Origin of the sequence: Proteus sp. CD3 (assembly GCF_008808075.1) — a bacterium.
Lineage (GTDB): Bacteria > Pseudomonadota > Gammaproteobacteria > Enterobacterales > Enterobacteriaceae > Proteus > Proteus appendicitidis.
In genome coordinates this window covers 2,676,341-2,700,512 of record NZ_CP019686.1, presented here as the reverse complement: position 1 = coordinate 2,700,512, position 24,172 = coordinate 2,676,341, and the positions used below count along the sequence as shown (strand labels likewise).

Here is a 24,172-nt window from a genome sequence, read left to right as displayed (position 1 = left end):
AACGAAGAAAACTTAGCTAAATTACCTGATGAAGGCTTTTTTAAAACAGACCGTATTTTATCAGTAGGAAAATATTGGCAAGGGGCTGATATGCGAGTTGATTATAAGAAAGGTTCCGAGAAAATGAAGGAATATCTTATAAAAAATGCTAAGAAAAAAATTCGTATGTCTCAACAAGATGTTGTGAGTGCATGGAAGAAAAAATGGAAAGATCACCCCGTCTGTCATTGGATTATTGATGCGTTATTAAAAAATCCAGAGCTAGAAGTTGAAATTGTAGTTTCACCATTAGATGCTGCTGCTGGTGCCAATGGTGACCAATATTCATTTGGCTCAGGTGCGCAAAGAACCTTTGAATTATTTAAATATTATCTGACTCATGATGTTGATACAGATGCCGTTATTCCTGCTCCTGATAAAATTCGTGAATCAGCGTTGCGTCGTATTAAAATTGCGCCATTCTTTTTTACCGATAAAGTACCAAAAGCACTGCAAACGGAAGGTAAAACATATAAATGGCCAGATGCAGATGAATCATCTTATACCGCTACATTAAAAGAAGCACCATTGAGCGAAGATCCACCAAAACAAGGTGATATTGGGCACCCATTCTGGTCATTGGTTAATGCGAGTGGTATTTATCCTAAAGTTGCTCCTGCACCGGGGAACCATGCAAAAGTGACTATTATTGATGATGAATTGTATATTGTTGGTTCAGATAATATGTACCCAGGATATTTGTCAGAATTTAACTATCTTGTTGAAGGTGAAGAAGCCGTTAGCACCTTTATTAAAGAATATTGGGATAAATTGTGGCACTACTCCGAGCCTCATGCATTTAAACAAAAATAATTTCTGTATATTAATTTATCGTTATTCAAAGTGAAAATATAAAGGGGAGTTAATCCCCTTTATATCGTTAATAATAATTAATTTAGCTATTTTAGGTAATCTAACGGCCAGTGTTTGAAATAAATATGATTAGCTTGCCAGTCTACTTTTTCTGTATTGTCGCTTAATAAATGGCGAGCTACTGTAAAGGCAAATTCAAAACTCACACCTAACCCTTTTGCACTGATAAACTTTCCATCAACAACAACATCTTGATCAAGATAATGACCATCATCGTATTTATCTGCTAATTTATCGCCAGTACTGTAATTACGACCTTCAAGAAGATGATGTGCTGCTAATACTTTTGCTCCAGAAGAGCACAGTGCACAAATATACTTATCTTCAGTAATATGGCGTTTAATAAATTGAATAACTTGCTCGTTAGCGCATAAACGATCTGTGCCTTTAGGACCACCCGGCATCATGATTGCGTCATAGCTATGTGTTAGCTTTTCAGTTAATAGAAAATCAGCGCTGATTTTAGTTTCAAAATAAGTATTTAATACCAAGCTATCCATGCAAGAAAGTACATCGACATGAATATCAAGACGGCGCATGATATCAATAAAAATAACGGCTTCACCTTCTTCAAATCCATCAGCTAATAAAACGGCAACTTGTTTCATTTTATTTATCCCTTATATGTTTTTAATAATGAGTGGATACTTTGAATATGATTAACAATGGTTTCTTTATCTTGTTTATCGATGGTATCTGCTGTAGCAATCCAGCTTCCTCCACAAGCAACAACTTGTGGAATAGCAAGATAATCACTCACGTTATTTAAACTAATGCCACCTGTAGGCATAAATTGTACTTGGGCGTAAGGTGACGCTAATGCTTTTAGCATTTTTACACCGCCAGAGGCTTCTGCAGGGAAGAATTTAAGTAAGGTTAAGCCTTTTTCAAGTGCGACCTCGATTTGGCTTGGATTGTTAATGCCCGGCACAATATCAATGCCGTTATTAAGGCAGTAATCAACGGTACTTGGGTTATAACCCGGAGAAATAACAAAGCTTGCTCCAGCTTCTTTTGCCATATCTGCTTGTTGCGCAGTTAATACTGTTCCTGCACATAAAATAAGTTCAGGAAAGTGTTCATGCATTAGTTTTATGGCTTTGGCTGCTGCTGGTGTACGAAAGGTAATTTCAGCAACAGGTAGTTGATTTTGGGTTAGAATTTCACCCAGCCAGATTGCATCTTCAGCGCGATTAATTTGGATCACGGGGATCACTTTCAGTGATGAAAGAGTATCAACAATTGACTGTGTCATGGTTATCCTTGATTAGTGTGTAGAATGAATCAGTAATTTCATGAGGAATGATGGCGCCATGGTGTTGAATGATAAGCCCAGCTAAGGTATTTCCCCATAAACAGCAAGTCGATAGGCTTTGATTTTGCAGCCAAGCTGCAATAAAAGCGGCATTAAAAGAGTCACCTGCGGCGGTAGTATCAATAACAGAATCAATAGGTTTGGGAGAAACATAGCCTGTATTGTTGCCGTCAGACCAGTAAGCGCCTTTAGCGCCCAATTTGACAATGACGTTCTGATTACCCCATTGATGAAGGCGTTGTGCAATACTTTGTTCTGTCAACGCGGGCTGTTGCCAAAGTATTTGCTCATCATCACCTGTGACTAAAGCAATATCGCTAATGTGATACAGTTTCTCGAACCACTCTTGTGCATGAGGTATTGAATCCCATAAACGTGGTCGATAATTAGAATCGACAATGAGCGTCATTCCACGCTGTTTAAGCTGCGCTAATAAGGTGAGTAAAGCGATTTTTCCTTTATGGGTTAAAATAGCAAGAGAAATGCCGCTTAGATAAATGACGCTATCATCAGGAAGCGCATCGAAACTGTCTAAAAAACGCTTATCGGTCGCAATATAACGAGCGGCAGCATCACTTCGCCAATAATGGAAACTGCGCTCACCATGAGCATCAATTTCAATAGCATATAAACCGGGAAGTTTTTCGGGAATAGTAATAACAGATTGGCAGTCGATCCCCTCGTTTTCCCATGCTTTCTGCATTAAGGCACTGTAAGTATCAGTGCCTAATCCTGTCATATAAAGCGGATGTAATGAAGGCGAGAGTCGCGATAAATAGAGTGCGGTATTTAGTGTATCGCCACCAAAACGTTGTTGTTGTGGTAAGAAAGGTTGACCACTCAGCTCTATCATACATTCGCCAATAATGGCGACAGTTTTATTGGTTTTCACAGTTTTCCATCACTTTTACAGACACGAATTTTATCTGCAACCACAGCTTTCATTGCGGCTTTGCCTGGTACAAGGTAATGACGAGGATCACTTGCATCAGGGTTATCTAAAAAGTATTGTTTGATAGCGTTAGAGAAAGCAATTTTCAGTTCGGTTGCAACGTTAACTTTGCAAATACCTAAATCAATACAACGGCGTACATCGGCATCAGGAATACCCGATGCGCCATGAAGAACTAAAGGAATGTCAGTCTTTTGACGAATAATAGCTAAACGATCAAAATCAAGATGAGGTTCATGTTTGTACATGCCATGCGCGGTACCAATTGCAACCGCTAATGAATCAATACCCGTTGCTTTGATAAATTGTACCGCTGAATCAGGATCGGTGAAAAGCGCATCTTTAGCATCTACGACTAAGTCATCTTCTTGCCCACCTAAACGACCTAATTCAGCTTCAACAGTGCAATCCCAATGATGGCAGAAATTAACAACTTCTTTGACGATGCGAATGTTTTCTTCAAAATGAAAATGAGAGGCATCAATCATGGCAGATCGCACACCAGAAATGACTTTATGACAAATATCAGGAATATCTTCATGGTGATCTAAATGTAGGGCTACAGGGATACGATATTGTTCTGCGGCCTGCTGGCAAATAGAGATCAAATAATCACTACCTGCATAAGCAAACGTGCTTGGTGTACCCGCTAAGATCACAGGAGATGCCATCTCAGCGGCTGTTTCCATCACAACTTGAATGGTTTCCAAGTTATGAATATTAAAAGCAGGCACAGCATAATTTTCACGCTGTGCTTTATTGAGCATATTACGAGTAGAAACCAGATACATGTTTGCCTCTCATCTTTCGTTTGATTACGAATCATAATAAACGAAAGAAATAGAAAGGTAAAAGATCTAAATCACATTTTTATTGCCTTCGCACTGAAAGCAAATGAAAGGTGATTAGAAAAAATGTGACATTTTAGAGCTATAACTGGTGATCCCTTTGCGTAATAAATTATTTTTCGGTCGCCTAGACTGTCCTATCACGGTTTCAGCGATTTTTTGTGCTAAGGTCTGTTTTTCTAAACGGCGGGTTAATGGTGTTTGCTGAGTGGTATAATCTTCGCAAAAAATAACGTTTACCTCTTGTGTTGCTTTCACTCCAGTCACTGAGGCTTGAATAGCAGGAATTTCGAAACGAAAGTTATCTTTTTCGATTGGTAATGGAAGTGAAGGGGTTTGCCATAAATTGATACGATCAGCACAATAAAGCGCGATAATCACGGCACGTAATGACCAAAAGCTACTGGCAGGTCCACTGTAGTTATCAACCAAACGAGGATCGTGAGTAAATAAACCTTGAGTGGGAGCGCCATTTTTTAATGCACCTTGAGAAATAAAATAACGTAAACTGCTTTCAAAAGCGCGTTTTGCCTCGCCGACTTTTACTGAAGGACAATGTAAATCGACACCTGCTAATAATGGAGCAGAAACCGCAAGACGATAACAGGCACTTCGACCAAAGAAAGGAATACCTTTTGGCGTCATAAAATAAAGGTAATGTTGATTAAAGGTATTAAGTGATTGAGTAATAAATGTTGTATCAAATTGAGGATCAATTTGCGTTAACCAATACAATGAATAGTAAAAACCCCACGCATTGTAGTAATCATAATTACCTTTTGCTCCATCTCGAAACCATCCATCACCCACATAAAACTCTTTTAATCGTTCATAGCGCCAATGGGCAATCGTATCTTTTCCTGTGAGTGCTTTAATGACAAATTGGACGGTAAGTGGGAAAAAGTGCCAGTTATTATCAACAATTTCACAGTGATTAACTTGTTCGAACCAAGTCATAATTTGTTGTTGTATTGCGGGCGTTAATGTATCCCACACCCATTTACGGCTTATCCAAAGCGTGAGTGCTAAATCAGATGCTTCACAAATTCGTTGATCGTAATCTTCAAGTTTCCCCCAATATCCTTTATGCAGTGGATCAGTGCCATGAATAAAGCTTTGCTTGATGATTAAAGGTAAGTTGAAAGCTTGATGATTTAATCCCATCAACGTACTTTTTTTGCTACTCACTATCCATGTTGCAAGTAGAGGAAGTACCCTGCTAACACCTTCAAGAGCATCCGTTCTTGCCGTTTGTTGTCCCGGGCTTCCGGGATAATAAGCATGAGAGTAACCCCAGACTTGGTAATGATGAAAAGCCTGTGTGACATACTGTGTCAGCATTTCACATAAAGAGAAAAGCGACTGACTTTCATCATTAAAAAAGTCAGTGATCGTTTTATCATAGCGACGATAAGCGGATTTTCTGACTAATCGTCGAATGATATTTTCCTTAAATAAGCGTTGGTAGATTTCTACGTTTGGGTGCTCATAAGGGAGTTTTGGACGTGCTGAAGATGCAATTTCAATAGCCATTTTCGTATCTCAGAAAAAAAGACGCATCCTTGCGAAACAAAACGGAAGTTGAATATTAAGGTTTTGCAGAATCTACGAGTATTTGATAGTGATCTTGTCCCCAAATAACGGGCTTTGGCTTATCTTTGATCCACTGGTAATACGCATTTTTTAGCTCTGTCACTTTTTGTGGATTTTGTTTAGCAAGATCGATTGATTCAGCCGGATCTTTTTTATCGTTAAAAAGTTGAGGCTGATTTTTTCCATCATCATAAAAATAGAGCGCCCATTCTCCGTCACGTACAGCCCAAGCTCCTTTAGAGAGTTTTTCTAAATTAGGATTTGTAGGCGGTGTTTTACGTTGATAGGTTATCCATTGGTGATATCCATGCCAAAACTCTTGGTTTTCTTCACTGTAATGTTTAGTGCCGGGTCCTGCCCAATAAAGATAGTTGTGAGGGGATTTTGTTGTTTCACCTTTAAGTAAAGGCATGATGTTTTTCCCTTCAACATTTAGATTGTCAGGGATCGCAATACCTGCTGTTTGTAGTGCGGTCGGTAAAATATCAAGTGCGGAGATCATCTCATCACTTTTTGTTCCGGCTGGAATAGTGCCGGGTTGATAAGCAATAAAAGGTACTCTAACGCCACCATTAAACATTTGCCCTTTAAAACCTCTATCCATCGCATTCATTGGCATTGGTGACTCATTAACAGCGCCATTATCCGATAAGAAAAAGATCAGTGTATTTTCTAACTCGCCGTTTTCTTTTAATTTCGCAATAATTTGACCGATGCCTTCATCGGCAGCATTTAATGCCGCAAAATATTTATTTGCTTCAACATTACCGGTATCGAATTTCTCCATATATTTAGCGGGCGAAGCTTGTTCTAGCGGGATATGAGGAACGCTGTAAGAAAGATTAATAAAAAAAGGTTTATCTTTATGCTCATCAATAAATTTTAATGTCTCATCGGTTAAAAGATGTGTGGTATAGCCTGGTGCAGGAACATTGACACCATTACGCCAGAATGCAGGTGAGTTCCATAAAGCCACACCTGATGCGTAATAGCTAAAGTCATAATCGAAACCTCGTTCATGAGGGGCATAACCCGCTTCCGGCGTTGAGATCATATTATCGTGGTAATCGCGGGTTTGCTTACTTTCATTAATTTTCGGTTTGCGGATCACTTTTGCATTATGCCATTTACCGATACTGGCGGTGGCATAGCCATTTTCTTGGAAAAGTGAGGGTAATAGTTTGATATCTTGTGGAATACCTAAAATAGCATCGTCATTACTGTAAGTACCAAAGCTTGCTGGAGAGCGCCCAGTAAAGATACCCGCTCGAGAAGGACCACAAACAGGGTGCGCAACAAATGCATTAGTCATTTTTGCGCCATTTGCCGCCATATTGCTGACATTAGGCATGGCAATGCGAGCCGCTTCGACCATTTTATTGATATCACCTTCATAACGAGGAGGTGTCGGTCTTTGTGCTAATGCATCAACATCTAAAGTATCAAGCACAAAATCGAGTTGTCCTGTGCCTAAATCATCCATCACTATCAGTAAAATATTCGGTTTTTCAGGTGTTCCACCGGCATTGACAGATATTGGAGCGCTTAAACATGATGTGGCAATTAGCCCAGCGAGTAAGCTTTTTCTAACAGAAAGTAAGGTCACGAATTGTCTCCAGAATAAACAAGATAAAATAAAAAATAGGGCTACTTTATGTAGTTTTTTTTCATTGCAGGAAGTGCATCGCTGGCGAGACCTCCTCGTGAAATAGCTTGCTGCATCAACTGCATACCTATCGCTGTATGATGAAATATTTGTTTATAAGAGCGACACAAGTAGTTATGACGATGTTTTTCGCCTTCAATAGCAATAATGCGATGTTTAGGGCAACCGCCATAACATAAGCTTTGTACTTCACACTGTTTACAAAGACTTGTTTGTTTATCGTATTTATTTTGACCAAATCGCTGTTGCTGTTTTGATGTTACTAAGTGAGCAAGGCTATTTTGATGGATATTGCCTAAATTATTGGCGGGATAAACATAGTGATCACAAGAATAAACGTCACCATTTGCTTCGATAATTAACGCCTGACCACAGGTTTTTGATTGAATACATGTTGATGCGGGATATCCCATCCATGTACCTAATAAGCTATCAAATAAACGGATATATACCTTTCCAATATCACCTTGGTGTATCCATTCATTAAATACTTCGGTCATAAATTGTCCGTAGCCTTCAGCCGGAACAGAAAATGGCGCTAATTGTGCATTGGGACCCGGAGCATAATGTCCCCCATGAGTATGAGGAAAGCGTCTATCGACTTCGACAATGGGAATAAATTGAAAGAAGGTTGAACCTAATTCTTTTAAAGCTTGGTAGGTTTCTTTTCCTTTATTCCAGTTTTGGTCATTAACGACAGTGAGTGTATTAAATTCAACACCATATTCATTGAGTAGCTTAATCGCGCGCTTTACTCGTTCAAAAGTAGGGCTGCCATTGACTGAAATACGATATTTATCGTGAACCGCTTCAATACCATCAATTGAAACGCCTAATAGAAAGTGGTTATCAGCAAAAAATTGCGCCCATTGGCGATTAATAGCGATTGCATTGGTTTGTACGCTATTTGTAATTGTCTTGCCGTTAGCAAATTGCTTTTGATATTTGACGACTTGCTCAAAGAAGGCTAATCCTGCAAGTGTTGGCTCGCCACCTTGCCAAGAAAAATCAACCTGATCGCTACTGTGTGATTGAATATAGTCTTTAATATAACGACGAAGGACACCATCAGGCATGACGGTATGACCTGTCTTTTTTTCTTCATCTGGAAAAATATTTTCTTTTTCCAGATAAAAGCAGTATTCACACTTAATATTACAGTGGTAGCTTGTGGGTTTTGCCATCATATGAAAATAAGCAGGTTGATTTAATGCCATTCGTCATTTCCTGAGTTTCTTTTTTATCCTGTTACATTACGTAAAATTTATCAAAACAAAAGAGATTAAAATCACAAATACGAAATATCGAAAGTAAATGAAAGTTATTTTCGAAAGATGAGAACCTAAATTTTCGATTAAAATACTTTCGATTCGATACTATTTCATATTTTATTGACTATTTGAGCTATTTATTTTGATTTGTTTTTCGAAAAGAAATGCATGATGTGGAGTTTTAAGCTGTTTTTTGTGGGTTTGTATAAGATTAAATCAATATTATTGGGTTTGATCTAGTTATATATGGTGTAATCATAAGTATAACGTTGCGTTATATCATTTTATTTATTGGAAACTGGTGGCCTCAAGGCTATGATTGAAGCTACACGAAAATAATCGTAAGCAATCGATAGTGATTCGAAACTTTGTGAAAGAGATCAAAAGTTTTGTTTTTTTGCATTGTCGGTAAAAATTGGCGTAGTAAACTACATTCGAAACCAATCGAAAGAAAGTCTTTTGGTTTCGTAAGGAGACGAAAGTGAAAGCGGCAGTTGAGAGGCGTATGGAAATCCTCGATATGGTAAACCAACAAGGTAAAGCCAGAGTCGAAGATCTCGCTGAATTATTTAAAGTCTCAAGTGTCACTATCCGCAGCGATCTAAGCTTTCTTGAGAAAAATGGTTATATCGTTCGCTCTCATGGTGCAGCAATTCCTAATACAGGATTTATTGCCGAATTGAGTATCCACGAAAAACGTGGGCAAAACGCGGGCATTAAAACATTAATCGGGAAAGCTGCCGCAACGCTGATAAAGGATGGAGACACCGTCATTCTTGACTCGGGGACAACTACTCGCGAAATCGCGACACATTTAAAGTCGCGCGAAAATGTAGTGGTCATGACTAACGGTCTGGATGTCGCAATGGAGTTAGCAAATACCTCAGGTGTGGAAGTATTAATGACCGGTGGTGTATTGCGCAAAAGTGCGTTGTCTTTTTCAGGCTCACAAGCTGAAAATAGCCTTAGAAATTATCGGTTTGATAAGGTGTTTCTAGGTGTTGACGGATTCGATTTACGTGTTGGCATCACCACACACAATGAACAGGAAGCCAGTCTTAACCGTTTAATGTGTGATATCTCAGAAACGATTATTGCGGTTGCAGATTCTACGAAATTCAGTAAACGCAGCTGTCATATGATCAGAGAATTTGGTGATATTGATATACTAGTGACCGATTCAGGTATTCCTGAGGAGTATATTCAGGAACTGAAAGAGCATAAAATCGAAGTGATTATCGTTGACGATAAGGCATCGTAATTTGCTAACTCCATTAGCAACACCGCCGGTGTTGATTATGGAGTTAGTATTTAATGCATCCTTTAGAAAAGATTGTTCAGCAACACAAATCAGGCAAACAGAATGGTATTTATTCTGTTTGTTCTGCCCATCCTTTAGTAATAGAAGCAGCTCTATTACAAGCGCTGGATAATGATTCCTTTCTGCTAATTGAAGCCACCTCTAATCAGGTTGATCAGTTTGGTGGTTATACGGGAATGACCCCCGCTGACTTCTACCAATATGTTATTGAACAGGCTGAAAATGTAGGTTTTCCAATCGAGAAACTTATTCTTGGTGGCGACCATTTAGGGCCTAATCGTTGGCAGCATCTTAACGCTGAAGAAGCGATGGCAAATGCAGATGTGTTGATTGCACATTATGTTGCCGCAGGCTTTAAGAAAATCCATCTTGATTGCAGTATGTCTTGTGCTGATGATCCCATTCCTTTAACGGATGAAATTGTGGCCTCTCGCGCAGCACGTCTTGCGGTGATTGCAGAAAACACAGCAAAAGAAACATTTGGTTCTAGCGATATTGTTTATGTTGTTGGTACAGAAGTGCCCGTTCCGGGCGGTGCTGCCGAAGAACTTGATACCGTTGAAGTCACTTCACCAGACGCAGCGCGTAAAACATTAGAGTGCCACCGCCAAGCTTTTCAAAAAGCGGGCGTTTCTGACTGTTGGGATCGCGTGATTGGTTTAGTGGTTCAACCCGGTGTTGAGTTTGATCACACAGGTATCATTGATTACCAACCTGAAAAAGCACAGGCATTAAGCCAAGTGGTGAACGATTATTCTCATGTTGTTTTTGAAGCGCACTCTACGGATTACCAAACCAAAGAGGCTTATAAACAATTAGTTCATGACCATTTTGCCATTTTAAAAGTCGGACCTGCCTTAACTTTTGCTATGCGTGAAGGTTTATACGCTCTCTGCTCGATTGAAGAAACATTATTCCCTCAAGAGCAGTGCTCTAAATTGCGTGAAAAAATGGAAGAGTTGATGTGCCGAGAGCCAGGATTTTGGCAAAAATACTATCACGGTGATGAACGCCAACAGGCCTTTGCTCGAGTCTATAGTTTTAGTGATCGCATTCGTTATTACTGGCCTAATGCTGAAATTAATGCCGCCATCGACACACTAATGGATAACTTATCCGTTAAACCTATTCCATTACCTTTATTAAGCCAATATCTGCCTTATCAATTTACCCAATTTAGAGAAGGCATGATTGACGGATCGCCTGAATCTTTTGTTATTGCGAAAATTCGTGATGTGTTATCGGTTTATGCCGATGCTTGCTATGTCTATTAATTGAGGGAAACCATGGAATATTTAAGTTATCAGACCGCTCAATTAGAGCAACTGAATGCATTTTGGACTGCGAAAGAAATTGAGCAACAACCAGAATGTTGGAAAAAAACATGGCAGTCAGTGAAAGAGAAACGTGCTGATATTAGCGCTTTTTTAAATAAAGCACTCGCAGTACCTCATGCGCGAATTATTTTAACTGGCGCGGGCACCTCTGCATTTGCAGGAAAAGCATTGGCCCCTATTTTAAGTGGGCATACAAAACGTCGAGTAGATGCGATTGCAACAACTGATTTGGTGGCTGATCCACAAGAATATTTAGCGGAAGACATTCCTACGTTATTAATCTCTTTCGCTCGTTCAGGTAACAGCCCAGAAAGTGTGGCGGCGTTAGATGTTGCGACTGAATGCCTATCACAGTGTTACCACTTAGTACTGACGTGTAATCCGAATGGCAAGCTTTATGAATATTGCCAAAACAACCATAGTGCATTGGCATTATTGATGCCAGAAGAATCAAACGACCGCTCTTTAGCGATGACCTCTAGCTTTTCATCCATGATGATGGCCGCTGTGACCATTTTTTTAGGTGATAACGTTTTTAGTGACTCCATCGCGCCATTCTTTAGTAATTATAAAGCGCAGTTTGATAAAGCAAATCAAATTATCCGCGAAAAATATGCCGGTAAATTTAAACGGGTTATTTACTTAGGAAGTGGTGGATTACAAGGATTAGCGCAAGAAGCAGCTTTAAAAATGTTAGAGCTAACTGCGGGTAAGGTTGTTGCTAATTTTGATACGCCATTAGGTTTTCGACATGGCCCTAAGTCTATCGTAAATAAAGAAACTTTAGTGGTGATGTTTTTCTCTAATGATCCTTATACGCGTCAATATGAGACTGACTTATTACGAGAGGTTATTCACGATAATGCATCAGGCAAGGTGATCGCGATCACCGCACGAAATGATAACGCTTTCTCAAAAGAGAGTTTTGTTTATATTCCTGCGCTAGAGAACTGTTCTGATGTGGCGCTATTGTTCCCTTACTTGATGTTGGCGCAATCATTCGCATTTCACAGTTCCATTGCACTAGGGAATACGCCTGATAACCCGTCTCCGACAGGAGAAATCAACCGTGTTGTACAAGGCGTCACAATTTATCCGTTCTCACTTAAAACAGAAGACACACAGTCTGCTTTAAATTAATAAAATATAATAAGAGAGCTAATCATGAACACACCGAATATTGTCTGGACCCGCATTGATGAACGTTTACTCCATGGTCAAATCCGCATTACATGGGGTAAACATACTGAAGCAAACCTGATTTTAGTGGCTAATGATGACGCAGCAGAAGGCCCCAATGCCGCATTTATGCAAGCTGGAATGAAGGCATCCGCTGGTGGTGAATATGCTGTTCGCTTCTTCTCTATTCAAAAAACCATTGATGTTATTAGTAAAGCATCTCCTCGTCAGAAAATTTTTGTTTTGTGTAATAACCCGACAGATGTTGCTCGTTTAGTCGAAGGGGGCGTGCCTATTACGCATTGTAATGTTGGCAATATGCATTTTCATGAAGGGAAACGCCAAATCGCGAAAACCGTGTCAGTCAATGAAATAGACATTGATGCGTTTAAACGGCTTGTTGCAAATGGTGTGACTTGCACAATTCAAAATACCCCCGATCAGACACCTGTTGATGTGTTAGCACTCGCATCAGCCTGATAATTTCCTGAACAAAAAACCTGCATTAGCAGGTTTGAGGATTATTTATGATTTTTGAAGCTTCTTTAGTGGCTTTATGGGCCTTCTTTTGCGGTATAGACAAGTATGACGTTGCATTAAATATTCACCGACCATTAATCACAGGGCCTGTTGTGGGTCTGATTATGGGAGATATGCAGGTTGGATTGATTGCAGGTGCAACATTAGAACTTGCATGGTTAGGGCTTGTTCCTAATGCTGGCGCGCAACCACCTGATGTGACATTAGGGACGATCGCCGCGGTTGCTTTTGCGGTAATGACAAACCAATCACCAGAAGTTGCAATGGGAATTGGGATGCCTATTGCTGTGTTAATGCAAATGCTCGTGATTGGTTTCTTTGCTGTGACCGCTTTCACCATGGGAAAAGCAGATAGATACGCAGAAAGAGCCGATGCAGCAGGTGTTTCGCGGCTACTGATCATCACGATTACGGTGCGTTCATTACTCTATGCTTTGGTTGCTTTTGTGACGGTTTATTTCGGTGAACATGCCGCTCAATGGATTGATGAAAATACACCAAAAGTCTTACTCGAAGGCTTAGGAATTGGCGCGAAAATGGTTCCTGCAATTGGTTTCGCCATGTTGCTAAAAATCATGTGGTCAAAAGAAGTGGCGGGTGTGTTCTTTATTGGCTTCGTGATGACGACTTATCTAAAACTTCCAATTATGGCGGTTGCTATTTTAGGCGCATCAGCCGCAGCACTTTACTTCTTCTTTAGTGGTAATAACAAAAATTCAAGTCAGCAGAATGAGGATTTCGAAGATGGTATCTGATAACAGCACCGCATTGAAAACGCAGGATAAACCAGAAACGGGTTCTTTGATTGATGGCATTGATGAATACCAAGATACCACTGTCAGAAAAGTTATCACTAAGGGCGATCTCTGGAAGTGTGCGTTCCGTGGTTTGTTTATGGAAGGTAACTTCAACTTTGAACGTATGCAAGGTGGTGGATTTGCGTTCTCAATTATTCCAGCATTGAAAAAAATCCACGGAAATAATAAGCGTGACTATGCAACATCATTAAAAAATCATCTGCAGTTTTTTAATGCAAGTCCAAAGCTGTTTACCTTCCTATTAGGAACAGCTGTTGCAATGGAAGAAAACAAAGAGAAGCCTTCCACAGTTAACGTAATGAAAGTAGCAGGCATGGGGCCGACTGGGGGCATTGGTGATGCTATCGACCATATGACTTTAATGCCTCTGACATTAGCATTAGGTGCTTCTATTGCAATGGAAGGATCAATTGCAGGGCCTTTTGTTTTCTTCTTTTTATACCAAATTGTGCACTTTTTAGTGTATTTCGGGCTGATGTTTATGGGCTATCGCGCAGGTACGGCGGCAATGGTCAATATGAGCGATGCCACTGAAAAACTGGCTAAAGCCGCCAACATTATGGGGATCTTTGTCATCGGCGCGCTCTCCGCGACCTTTATCAAGGTGCAAACCACCGCCTCGCTAGAGCTGGGAGGTAAGGTGGTTGAATTGCAAACCGCGCTCTTTGACAAAATTATGCCGAATTTACTGCCTCTGTGCTTAGTTTTCCTGATGTACAAAATGGTTAAAAGCACCGGTTTTTGGGGTAAGCCTCCGGTATTGATTTTCTCAACCTTAGCCTTTGGCGTTATCGGTCACGTATTAGGATTCTTATAACAGAGAGCCTTTTTCACCGTCGTTATTGTCAGTCGAAATACATTATTAACTTGCTATAAACGGGCAGGAGAGCCTTCTGCTGCCCGCAAGGAGTCACTCATGATAGGTCTTATTGTTTCTGGACATCTTAATTTTGCCTCAGGCATGGCTTCTGCTGTAAAGGCTATTGCAGGCGAACAAGACGATATCGCGTTTATCGATTTTGTTGAGTCAATCTCTCCTGATGAGCTTGAAGAAAAAATGCGTGAAGCGATCGATTCAATGTCATGTCAGCAATATCTCTTTTTAACGGATTTACCTGGTGGAACCCCTTGTAATCGTGCAATGGCAATTATGATGCAAAATCCGGCTGTTGAAGTGTTAGCGGGTGTAAATCTACCAATGATTGTGAATGCGGCTTTTGAACGAGAAGGATGTTCAACCTCGGAACTCGTGCAAACGCTACGTGAAATTGGTCAAGACAGTATTCAAGATATTCGCGAGCAATTGGCCCAAATAGACAGCAATGATGCTGAAGAAGAAGACGGCTTATGAATCAACGATACGCTATTTTGGCAGATAGAACTTTTACGCCAGAAGGTATTCGCTATCTCAACTATGTCTGTGTTGAGGGCGAAAATATTGAGTCTATCACCACGCAAGCGCCAACAGATTGCCCCATCATTCGTCTAAAAGGGAAATCATTATTACCCGGTTTTGTGGATATTCATATTCATGGACGTGAAGGCGCTGATGTAATGGATGCCACTCAACAAGGGTTACAAACCATTGCGGATGCACTTGTGAAAACAGGCGTAGTTGCATGGGTTGGTACAACAGTAACAGCGCCTATGAATGATATTCGCCAAGCATTATCACAAGTACGGGCGTTCTTATCAACGCCACAAACATCAGGGGCATCATTACTTGGCAGTTTTTTAGAGGGACCTTATTTTACAGAGCGCCATAGAGGCTCTCACCCCGTGAAATATCTCAAAGCACCAACAATTTCAGAGCTAGAAACATTACTCGAAAGTGCGGGAGATACCCTATTGCGTGTTGCTGTTGCTCCTGAAGCAGAAGGCTCTATGGAGGCGATTGATTGGTTGGTCAAGCGAGGTATTAAGCCAAGTGTGGCGCATACCGCGGCGACTTATGAGCAAACTTCAGATGCATTTTTGCATGGTGCTGATTGTGGCGTGCATTTATATAACGGAATGACAGGGCTTCACCATCGAGAGCCAGGATGTTGTGGTGCAGTGCTGTATCACAATGTATTGGCTGAACTTATTGCTGATGGCATTCATGTACATCCAGTCATGATGCAATTGGCGTATCGCATGAAAGGATATCAACAGCTCGCCTTAATTACTGATTGTATGCGTGCAGGCGGTTTGCCTGATGGTGATTACACACTGGGCGCACAAACAGTCAGTGTGATTCAGGGGCAGGCAAAAACCGCAGACGGCTCTTTGGCGGGAAGCACTTGTAGCCTAGATAGCGCATTGCGAAATATGGTGCAACTAGCGCATGTACCTGAATGGGAAGCGGTACAAATGGCGAGTGCAATTCCTGCCGAATATCTCGGTATCGGCGATCAATTGGGTTATATCAAAGCGGGGCGACAAGCCAGCTTTGCTGTGGTGGATGAGCGTTTTCATCTCACCGATACATTCATCAGAGGAAATCATATTTACTCTGTATCCAGGGAAAATGCATAGCCTTTGGGCTTATGCTCCCATCAGTAAAAATGAGGTATTTATAATGGAAATTCGTCAGCCAATTCATAGTGAACACGCTAAAAGGCTTGATACAGAAGGGCTTCGTAAGGAGTTCCTGATTGAGAACCTATTCTGTGAAGGGGAAATGAATCTCACTTATAGCCATATAGATCGTATTATTGTTGGCGGTATTGTTCCTACAACACAACCTTTAGCATTAATGGCGGGTAAAGCATTAGGCGTTGATTTCTTTTTGGAAAGACGTGAATTAGGTGCCATTAATATTGGTGGTGCAGGTAAAGTAATCGTTGATGGAGAAGTGTTTGAGATTGCTCCTCGTGAAGCCATTTATATCGGAATGGGCGCTAAATCTGTTGAGTTCACCAGTGATTCTGTAGAAACGCCAGCGCGTTTTTATATGAATTGTGCGCCTGCTCATCATACTTATCCAACGCGTAAAATTACGCAACAACAAGCTTCGCCAGAAAAAATTGGTAATGTAGAAAACTGCAACGTTCGTACTATCTATAAATTCTTACACCCTTCAGTTCTACCAACATGTCAATTATCAATGGGTATGACCGTTCTGGAGCCAGGTAGTTTATGGAATACCATGCCATGCCATACCCATGAACGCCGTATGGAAGTTTATCTCTATTTTGATATGAAAGATGACAATGTTGTTTTCCATTATATGGGAGAACCAACAGAAACCCGCCATTTAGTGGTCCGTAATGAACAAGCGGTGATTAGCCCTAGTTGGTCAATCCATTCGGGTGTGGGGTCTGCATCTTATACCTTTATTTGGGGAATGGTCGGTGAAAATCAGGTGTTCCACGATATGGATCATGTCGCAATGAAAGATCTGAAATAGCTACTACTGAAGTAACTATTACTGAAATAACTACGAATAGTCACATTTTTTCTTACCCTACAGATAAAAAAGATGTGGCCATAAGGTCACATCTGAGAGGTTACTGATATGAATTTATTTGATTTAAGTGGCAAAGTTGCCATTGTGACGGGTTGTAATACAGGGCTAGGTCAAGGGATGGCAGTGGGTTTAGCGCAAGCTGGGGCTGATATTGTAGGCGTCGGTATTCAAGATGCACCCGAAACACGTCAGCAAGTCGAAGCCTTGGGGCGTCGTTTTCATTACATTACGCAAAATTTAATGAAACAAGATGGATTACAAGCGCTGGTGGATGAAGCCGTTTCTGTTATGGGGCGTATTGATATTTTAGTGAATAATGCAGGTATTATTCGTCGAGAAGATCTTTTGGAATTTAGTGAAAAAGATTGGGATGATGTTATCGATATTAACCAGAAAACACTGTTTTTCTTATCACAAAAAGTTGCTCGCCAATTTGTGAAACAAGGAGAGGGCGGCAAAATCATTAATATTGCCTCTATGCTCTCTTATCAAGGTGGTATTCGTGTGCCTTCTTACACAGCAAGTAAATCTGCGGTGATGGGGTTAACTCGTGCGTTAGCGACTGAATTATCTCAATATAATATTAATGTAAATGCGATTGCTCCAGGCTATATGGCAACAGATAACACGGCTGCTTTACGTGCTGATGATGCACGTAATGCCGCTATTTTAGAACGTATTCCTGCTGGACGTTGGGGAACCCCTGAAGATGTTGCAGGTCCTGCGATTTTCTTAGCCTCTAAAGCCAGTGATTATGTTAATGGATACACAATTGCAGTTGATGGTGGTTGGTTAGCTCGTTAATTTCATGGAGAAATAGGATGGAACATGCTAATGCAGAGGCTTTGCAAAAAGATATCGTATTGCAAAATATGAAGCGAGTGTATCGTTACCAAGCGGCTAACCAAGTTCGCAGTGTTCTCCGCCGTAGTGGTAAAACCCGTTTTATAAAGGATACGGATTGGGAGCGCGGTGTTTTATGGAGTTGCGTAAGTGCTGCATGGCAGGCAACGCAAGACGAAGAGTATCTTAATGGTGTGTTGAATTATACGTTGCATACAGGGTTTAGAACTGGGCCTAATGCTCGTTTTGCGGACGATCATGTTTGTGTACAAGCTTACCTTGCAGTAAGCCCGCTTTTTGAACAATCTGAAATTCTTGAGCCAACCATTAAAGCATTTGACATTATGCTTGATGATCCTAAGCCGGGTCGTGAGGACTGGTGGTGGTGTGATGCTCTCTTTATGGCACCGCCTGGTTTTGCTGCTTTGGCTGAAATTACCAATGAACGGCGTTATTTGGATTACATGCATACGGCTTATTGGGATGCGATTGATCATTTGCGTGATCCTGAAACTAAGTTAATTTACCGCGATCACCGTTATATTCCTGATGGTCAAGGAAATGAAATGCGTGAAGCTAACGGTGAAAAAGTATTCTGGAGCCGTGGTATTGGTTGGGTTTTAGCTTCTGTTCCTCGTATTCTTCAATATATGCCTGATGATTATCATGGACGTGAACGTTATATTGCACTGTTTAAAGAATTAGCGACATCCATATTAGATTATCAACATAAAGATGGCTTTTGGCGAACCAGTTTACTCGATCCTAATAATTTTCCTGCACCAGAAAGTTCAGCAACAGCGCTATTCTGTTATGGGCTTGCATGGGGAATTAATCAGGGAATATTAGAGAAAGAGGTGTATTTCCCTGCATTAAACAGAGCATGGTCAGCATTACAAACCTGTATTCATAATAATGGCATGATAGGTTGGGTTCAACTTCCAGCATTTAACCCTCGTGAAGTGAAGTTCGAACATAATATGGATTATGGTGCGGGTGCTTATTTATTAGCAGGAAGTGAAGTTTTAAATCTTTTATAAAATTGCTAGAGCTTTGATATTGACGCTTTGTTATTTTGCTTACGCTTTATATGCCTTTCGCGCAATATTTTCCTATCTAGGATGCCGACTAAAATAGGGGTCGGCTTTTTTATATTTAATATAATAATAAGAGGTAACAGCAATCTGTTACCTCTTATTGTAAATTAGGGTGCTTAGATAAACACACAATCATTGAAAAAGGAAACTGTGGGGGAATTATCCCCCACAAGATTAATATAAATTAAAAGATATATTAACCTGAATCATTAAATATCCATTATTGGGTATGAATAAACAAAAAGTGTATTCTCCAATAATACGTTACTGGGGATTATCATAGTGACGATCATTAGCCCGATTAAAGAATATTTCTTCATTTCCTCTTGCACTCCGATAAAAATGGAGGCAGAATCAAATTGTTGGGTAAGATTCGGCCTCGGTTAATGTTAAATAACATAATCGGGGCTTTTCTCTTTCTGATGCTTGCAAAATGCTTGAACCAGATTGATCCAAGCACCCGCACAGAGAATAGCAAAATATTTAGTTGAGACAACACATTTATTATCAATAATAAATTATTCGATTTGTTTTTGTTATTTTAAATAAATAATTGATTCGTTAATTTGAGTTCTCAATAAAATAAGAGGTAACAGCAATCTGTTACCTCTTATTGTAAATTAGGGTGCTTAGATAAACATACAATCATTGAAAAAGGAAACTGTGGGGGAATTATCCCCCACAAGATTAATATAAATTAAAAGATATATTAATCTGAATCATTAAATGTCCATTATTGGGTATGAATAAACAAAAAATGTACTCTCCAATAATACGTTACTGGGGATTATCATAGTGACGATCATTAGCCCGATTAAAGAATATTTCTTCATTTCCTCTTGCACTCCGATAAAAATGGAGGCAGAATCAAATTGTCGTGTTTGAGTCGGCCTCGGTTAATGTTAAATAACATAATCGGGGCTTTTCTCTTTCTGGTGCTTGCAAAATGCTTGAACCAGATTGATCCAAGCACCCACACAGAGAATAGCAAAATATTTAATTGAGACAACACATTTATTATCAATAATAAATTATTCGATTTGTTTTTGTTATTTTAAATAAATAATTGATTCGCTAATGGGTGTAAATAATAAAATAAGAGGTAACAGTAATCTGTTACCTCTTATTGTAAATTAGGGTGCTTAGATAAACACACAATCATTGAAAAAGGAAACTGTGGGGGAATTATCCCCCACAAGATTAATATAAACTAAAAGATATATTAACCTGAATCATTAAATATCCATTATTGGGTATGAATAAACAAAAAGTGTACTCTCCAATAATACGTTACTGGGGATTATCATAGTGACGATCATTAGCCCGATTAAAGAATATTTCTTCATTTCCTCTTGCACTCCGATAAAAATGGAGGCAGAATCAAATTGTAGGTTTTTGAGTCGGCCTCGGTTAATGTTAAATAACATAATCGGGGCTTTTCTCTTTCTGGTACTTGCAAAATGCTTGAACCAGATTGATCCAAGCACCCGCACAGAGAATAGCAAAATATTTAGTTGAGACAACACATTTATTATCAATAATAAATTATTCGATTTGTTTTTGTTATTTTAAATAAATAATTGATTCGCTAACGGGTGTGAGTAATAAAGAATATTTCTTCATTTCCTCTTGCACTCCGATAAAAATGGAGGCAGAATCAAATTGTGTGTATTTGAGTCGGCCTCGGTTAATGTTAAATAACATAATCGGGGCTTTTCTCTTTCTGGTACTTACAAAATGCTTGAACCAGATTGATCCAAGCACCCGCACAGAGAATAGCAAAATATTTAGTTGAGACAACACATTTATTATCAATAATAAATTATTCGATTTGTTTTTGTTATTTTAAATAAATAATTGATTCGCTAATGGGTGTGAATAATAAAAAAGAGTCTCAATATTTTATATCGAGACTCTTTAATTTAAATACTGTGGATTCTACTTAATTAGATTAATAACAACAGGCGTTGCCTGTATTGTTGTTGTAGTAATCAATGTATTATTATCTTGATGTTTAATAATAACACCAGACTGTGGTGCTATTAATTTCCATATTCCTTTTACAGTAATTGTGCTACTTATTGGTTGAGAGTCGGAATTAAGCCATTGACGAGAATACACGCTCACCTCAATCTGATTTCCTTTGTTATCAACTTGGTCTGCTTCAACCCCCTGATATAAATTTAAATCAGGATTAACAATACTTAATGTTAATTGTTGTTTTTGAGCTTTAGCCATGACCATAACAGGAGAGTCACTTGATAATAATATTGCTTGAGGTGAGTTTAATTGTGTCGATTCAAAAAAAGCATATCCTTCTTCGTGGGTGATTTTATCTTTTACCGCATGCAATTGATTATTATGTTGCAATACAGTGTATTCGGGGGCTTTATTATCTTGTGATTCAATCGCTATTGCATACTCATAAGTTGCATTACTAGGTGCGTTACCATGAGAGATCACTGCTGTTGCAAATAGTTGTTCTGTTGGTTTTGAATTTCTATCATCAAGAGAATGCTGTTTTTGATAACTAAATTCTACGGTTTGTCCTTTAGTGAGCTTATATAAATTACCAGCAGGATCAATTAAAGTATCTGCATTATTTAAAGTTAATTGAGTACCTAATTGATTAACCTCTTTGCCATTAATTATCACTGATTTTAATTTAGGAACAGCAAACTGGAATAGTGTTGTTTCTGTCCTATGTTGTTTATCATCATTTTCAATACCAGATCCTAACGCAATTACTCTGTTATCAAATAAGAAATAGGATTTATTAGCTCTTAAGCTTTGTTGTTGATATTTACTGTGGCCATGTAATTTCATGGCAAACATACTGTTATTATTTAATGTATTTGCACCAGAGTAACTTTCAGTCGAAAGCAACATTTCTTCAATACCTGCACTTGGTAATTGGTTTAATTTTGCTTCAAGTTCATCATAAGGAAGATGAATTGTTGTGGTACCTGGATATCGGTTCCAATCCCATCCGGCATGGCTAAATCCAGATTGTGCTAAGTTTGTAGGTACGATTTCCAACTGACCATACTGTAAATAGCGCCCATAACGATTGTTATTTTCATAACTTTCATTACCAACAAGATAACGACTAAAGCCGCGAGCGATAGCAAGCCAGCTTTGTTGTGGTGCTTGAATAGAGGCTCTACGCTGTATCGCCATCGAAGCATAGTTCATCGCCCATGCACCTGTGGGTTCGTTTTCAGCTTTAATTCCTTCAAAACTGTCTTTGTTATCTAATTTTGCATAGGCCGCAGCCAGCGTGGTATCCAATTTTTGTTTGCCATCAGGTGTACCGGCTAATGCCATCCATTTAAATGGTGCGACCCCTATTTTATGTAATCCAGTAGGGTGGCGACCACTTAATACCACGGGAATTTGTGTCTCTTTAGTGTAGATGCGCATTTTTAATAACACATCTTTTAAACGCTCATGAGCTGAAGGTGAAAGACGGAAAGGGGAATCACTTAGCGCATAAACACTAGGGGCTAAACCACCAAAAGCATCTTTCGCATACGCTGGATAATGCTGTGAATGGTGGAAAATAGAACCATCAGGTTTGAAACCACCTGCAACACCTTTTGAACTTAATATGGTTTTATTTAGCCAGTTTTGCAGATGTGCTAAGGCTTGTTGGCGTTGTTGATAATCTGGCAACATCAGTAAGCTTTTTATCATCCACTGTAATTGTGTGTTGAGAATATCAACGTTTGCATCAACTATCTCATTGTCTTTTTCAAAAATTCGTCCGGTGGCGTTGTACCACATCATCGCTTGTTGAGTCGGTGCTAAAAGTTTATTTTTTGCAAGAATATGACGACCAATAAACCATGCATCAAAAAGTTCTCTGGTTTGATATCCAACATGAGTAATAATTTGATAACCACTACCTCGTGCAAAACCTTGTTCAAGGACGTAACGCGTTCCTAATAAATAGAGATCTTCTAATTTTTTTCTATCGGTCTCTGACAAGGAATTACTACGCAAGTAAATGGCAGTTTGAAGAAGTGTTTTACCTACATCTCTTAGCATATTGGCATCAAGTAATGCTTTTTTCGTTTCTTCACTAAACACGCCTTCAACTTTCATAAAGTTTTGCCGATTAGGGTGATCCAGTGCTTTTCCTGTTATTGAGCCATCAGGGTGTTGTGTTAGTTTTAACTTTTCCCAGAGCGCTAGATTTTTATCTAGCATGTCTGAGGTGATTTTTTTATCGCTGTTAATTCCCTGATAATACTCAAAACGCTGATAAATTGATGCCATTTCAACTTGATCATCATGAAAATCAGTATCGAAATTTAGAGTAGGATAATGAGCTTTAAACTTCTGATCGTACATCAGTAATGCACTCCAGTTTTTACTGACCATGGTGTTTACTGCATTATTTACATACGGTACTTGATAGTCAGGAACTGCCCAGCGATTGTCTAAAGGTACACTCATAATAATTTGGTCGAAAAAGAGCGTTCCTGCCTGATTTGGTGCTGTAATGACTAATTGATCCAATTTCCCTGTTGCAGTGCCTTGCATATCACGAAAAGGAACCGCAATACCTCGCCATCCAGTAAAATTAAGTTGAGTATCAAAACTTAATGCCACTTGATCATTTTGTTTGAATTGTAATGTGAGGGGCGATGATTGTGGTTTTTCATTATAAATCCACATCATAAAAGTGAGTGGTGTCGCGGTATCTTTATCATCCTGATAATTTACGTGATTATTAAGTGTTAGTGTTGCTTGTGGTTGATATTGCCACTTGAGTGACTGAACGCCATCTTTGGCATGTTCTTTACTTAACGATAATTGATTGTTATTTGAAGTGACTAATGTATTTGGCATTTCACTTTCAAAGAGATAAATATCACCGAAAGTTTCATGAGAAAGAGAAGGGAATGCCTGTGAGGGCAATGATAAACATAAGCTTAATGCCATGGCATGTGCTAAAGGATGTTTTATTAGCATAATCAGATTTCCTGCAAATAAAAAAGGAACGCAAGCGCGTTCCTTTAAA

20 protein-coding genes are annotated in these 24,172 nt (G+C 39.4%); 12 read left to right on the top strand and 8 right to left on the bottom strand.

Annotated elements, in window-relative coordinates:
* The first annotated feature begins 90 nt into the window (after positions 1–90).
* A complete protein-coding gene (locus BTA34_RS18415) occupies positions 91–852 on the top strand; it encodes a hypothetical protein (protein WP_265576081.1) in 762 nt (253 codons plus the stop codon).
* Positions 853–938: 86 nt separating this feature from the next.
* On the opposite strand, the gene BTA34_RS12195 is transcribed toward BTA34_RS18415, so the two are convergent.
* The 7 genes from BTA34_RS12195 to BTA34_RS12165 form a co-directional block, all read right to left on the bottom strand.
* Positions 939–1,520, bottom strand: a complete 582-nt coding sequence (locus tag BTA34_RS12195; protein ID WP_151435809.1) for a DJ-1/PfpI family protein — start codon at positions 1,518–1,520, stop codon at positions 939–941.
* 5 nt (positions 1,521–1,525) lie between these two features.
* Positions 1,526–2,167, bottom strand: a complete 642-nt coding sequence (locus BTA34_RS12190; protein ID WP_151435808.1) for a bifunctional 4-hydroxy-2-oxoglutarate aldolase/2-dehydro-3-deoxy-phosphogluconate aldolase — start codon at positions 2,165–2,167, stop codon at positions 1,526–1,528.
* A complete protein-coding gene (locus BTA34_RS12185) occupies positions 2,148–3,119 on the bottom strand; it encodes a sugar kinase (RefSeq protein WP_151435807.1) in 972 nt (323 codons plus the stop codon). The genes BTA34_RS12190 and BTA34_RS12185 overlap by 20 nt, the downstream gene beginning before the upstream one ends.
* A complete protein-coding gene (locus BTA34_RS12180) occupies positions 3,116–3,970 on the bottom strand; it encodes a tagatose bisphosphate family class II aldolase (RefSeq protein WP_109371254.1) in 855 nt (284 codons plus the stop codon). Before BTA34_RS12180 ends, BTA34_RS12185 begins: the two co-directional genes overlap by 4 nt.
* Before the next feature lie 114 nt (positions 3,971–4,084).
* On the bottom strand, positions 4,085–5,560 hold the full coding sequence (locus tag BTA34_RS12175; protein ID WP_151435806.1) for a DUF2264 domain-containing protein: 1,476 nt from the start codon (positions 5,558–5,560) through the stop codon (positions 4,085–4,087).
* A 55-nt stretch (positions 5,561–5,615) separates the two neighbouring features.
* The gene (locus BTA34_RS12170) at positions 5,616–7,226 is read right to left on the bottom strand and encodes a sulfatase (RefSeq protein WP_151435805.1); all 1,611 of its coding nucleotides are present in this window, start codon (positions 7,224–7,226) and stop codon (positions 5,616–5,618) included.
* Positions 7,227–7,267: 41 nt separating this feature from the next.
* Positions 7,268–8,503, bottom strand: coding sequence for an anaerobic sulfatase maturase (locus tag BTA34_RS12165; RefSeq protein ID WP_151435804.1), 1,236 nt, complete (start codon positions 8,501–8,503; stop codon positions 7,268–7,270).
* Positions 8,504–9,038: 535 nt separating this feature from the next.
* Between BTA34_RS12165 and agaR the strand changes: the two genes are divergently transcribed.
* From agaR to BTA34_RS12110, 11 genes are all read left to right on the top strand, one after another.
* Positions 9,039–9,818 carry a transcriptional repressor AgaR gene (agaR, locus tag BTA34_RS12160; protein ID WP_075673686.1) on the top strand — a complete coding sequence of 260 codons (780 nt, stop codon included), beginning with the start codon at positions 9,039–9,041 and terminating at the stop codon, positions 9,816–9,818.
* Positions 9,819–9,871: 53 nt separating this feature from the next.
* Complete coding sequence (gene kbaZ / locus BTA34_RS12155) at positions 9,872–11,152, top strand: tagatose-bisphosphate aldolase subunit KbaZ (protein ID WP_151435803.1); 1,281 nt, start codon at positions 9,872–9,874, stop codon at positions 11,150–11,152.
* Between the two features lie 12 nt (positions 11,153–11,164).
* Positions 11,165–12,355, top strand: a complete 1,191-nt coding sequence (locus tag BTA34_RS12150) for an SIS domain-containing protein (protein WP_151435802.1) — start codon at positions 11,165–11,167, stop codon at positions 12,353–12,355.
* Positions 12,356–12,379: 24 nt separating this feature from the next.
* Positions 12,380–12,874: a PTS N-acetylgalactosamine transporter subunit IIB gene (gene agaV / locus BTA34_RS12145; protein WP_151435801.1), complete on the top strand. Its 495-nt coding sequence runs from the start codon at positions 12,380–12,382 to the stop codon at positions 12,872–12,874.
* 47 nt (positions 12,875–12,921) lie between these two features.
* Positions 12,922–13,689 carry a PTS N-acetylgalactosamine transporter subunit IIC gene (gene agaW, locus BTA34_RS12140; protein WP_023581441.1) on the top strand — a complete coding sequence of 256 codons (768 nt, stop codon included), beginning with the start codon at positions 12,922–12,924 and terminating at the stop codon, positions 13,687–13,689.
* Positions 13,679–14,569: a PTS system mannose/fructose/sorbose family transporter subunit IID gene (locus BTA34_RS12135; RefSeq protein ID WP_109371240.1), complete on the top strand. Its 891-nt coding sequence runs from the start codon at positions 13,679–13,681 to the stop codon at positions 14,567–14,569. Before agaW ends, BTA34_RS12135 begins: the two co-directional genes overlap by 11 nt.
* A 99-nt stretch (positions 14,570–14,668) precedes the next feature.
* A complete protein-coding gene (gene agaF, locus BTA34_RS12130; protein ID WP_151435800.1) occupies positions 14,669–15,103 on the top strand; it encodes a PTS galactosamine/N-acetylgalactosamine transporter subunit IIA in 435 nt (144 codons plus the stop codon).
* On the top strand, positions 15,100–16,269 hold the full coding sequence (nagA, locus tag BTA34_RS12125; RefSeq protein ID WP_151435799.1) for an N-acetylglucosamine-6-phosphate deacetylase: 1,170 nt from the start codon (positions 15,100–15,102) through the stop codon (positions 16,267–16,269). The genes agaF and nagA overlap by 4 nt, the downstream gene beginning before the upstream one ends.
* 43 nt (positions 16,270–16,312) lie before the next feature.
* Positions 16,313–17,143, top strand: a complete 831-nt coding sequence (kduI, locus tag BTA34_RS12120; RefSeq protein ID WP_151435798.1) for a 5-dehydro-4-deoxy-D-glucuronate isomerase — start codon at positions 16,313–16,315, stop codon at positions 17,141–17,143.
* Positions 17,144–17,251: 108 nt separating this feature from the next.
* Entirely contained in the window at positions 17,252–18,007 is a 756-nt protein-coding gene (kduD, locus tag BTA34_RS12115) for a 2-dehydro-3-deoxy-D-gluconate 5-dehydrogenase KduD (RefSeq protein ID WP_151435797.1), read from the top strand.
* Between the two features lie 17 nt (positions 18,008–18,024).
* Complete coding sequence (locus BTA34_RS12110; RefSeq protein ID WP_151435796.1) at positions 18,025–19,086, top strand: glycoside hydrolase family 88/105 protein; 1,062 nt, start codon at positions 18,025–18,027, stop codon at positions 19,084–19,086.
* Positions 19,087–21,081: 1,995 nt separating this feature from the next.
* Here the strand turns inward: BTA34_RS12110 and BTA34_RS12095 are convergent.
* Positions 21,082–24,123, bottom strand: a complete 3,042-nt coding sequence (locus BTA34_RS12095; protein ID WP_151435794.1) for a chondroitinase family polysaccharide lyase — start codon at positions 24,121–24,123, stop codon at positions 21,082–21,084.
* Between the last annotated feature and the right edge of the window lie 49 nt (positions 24,124–24,172).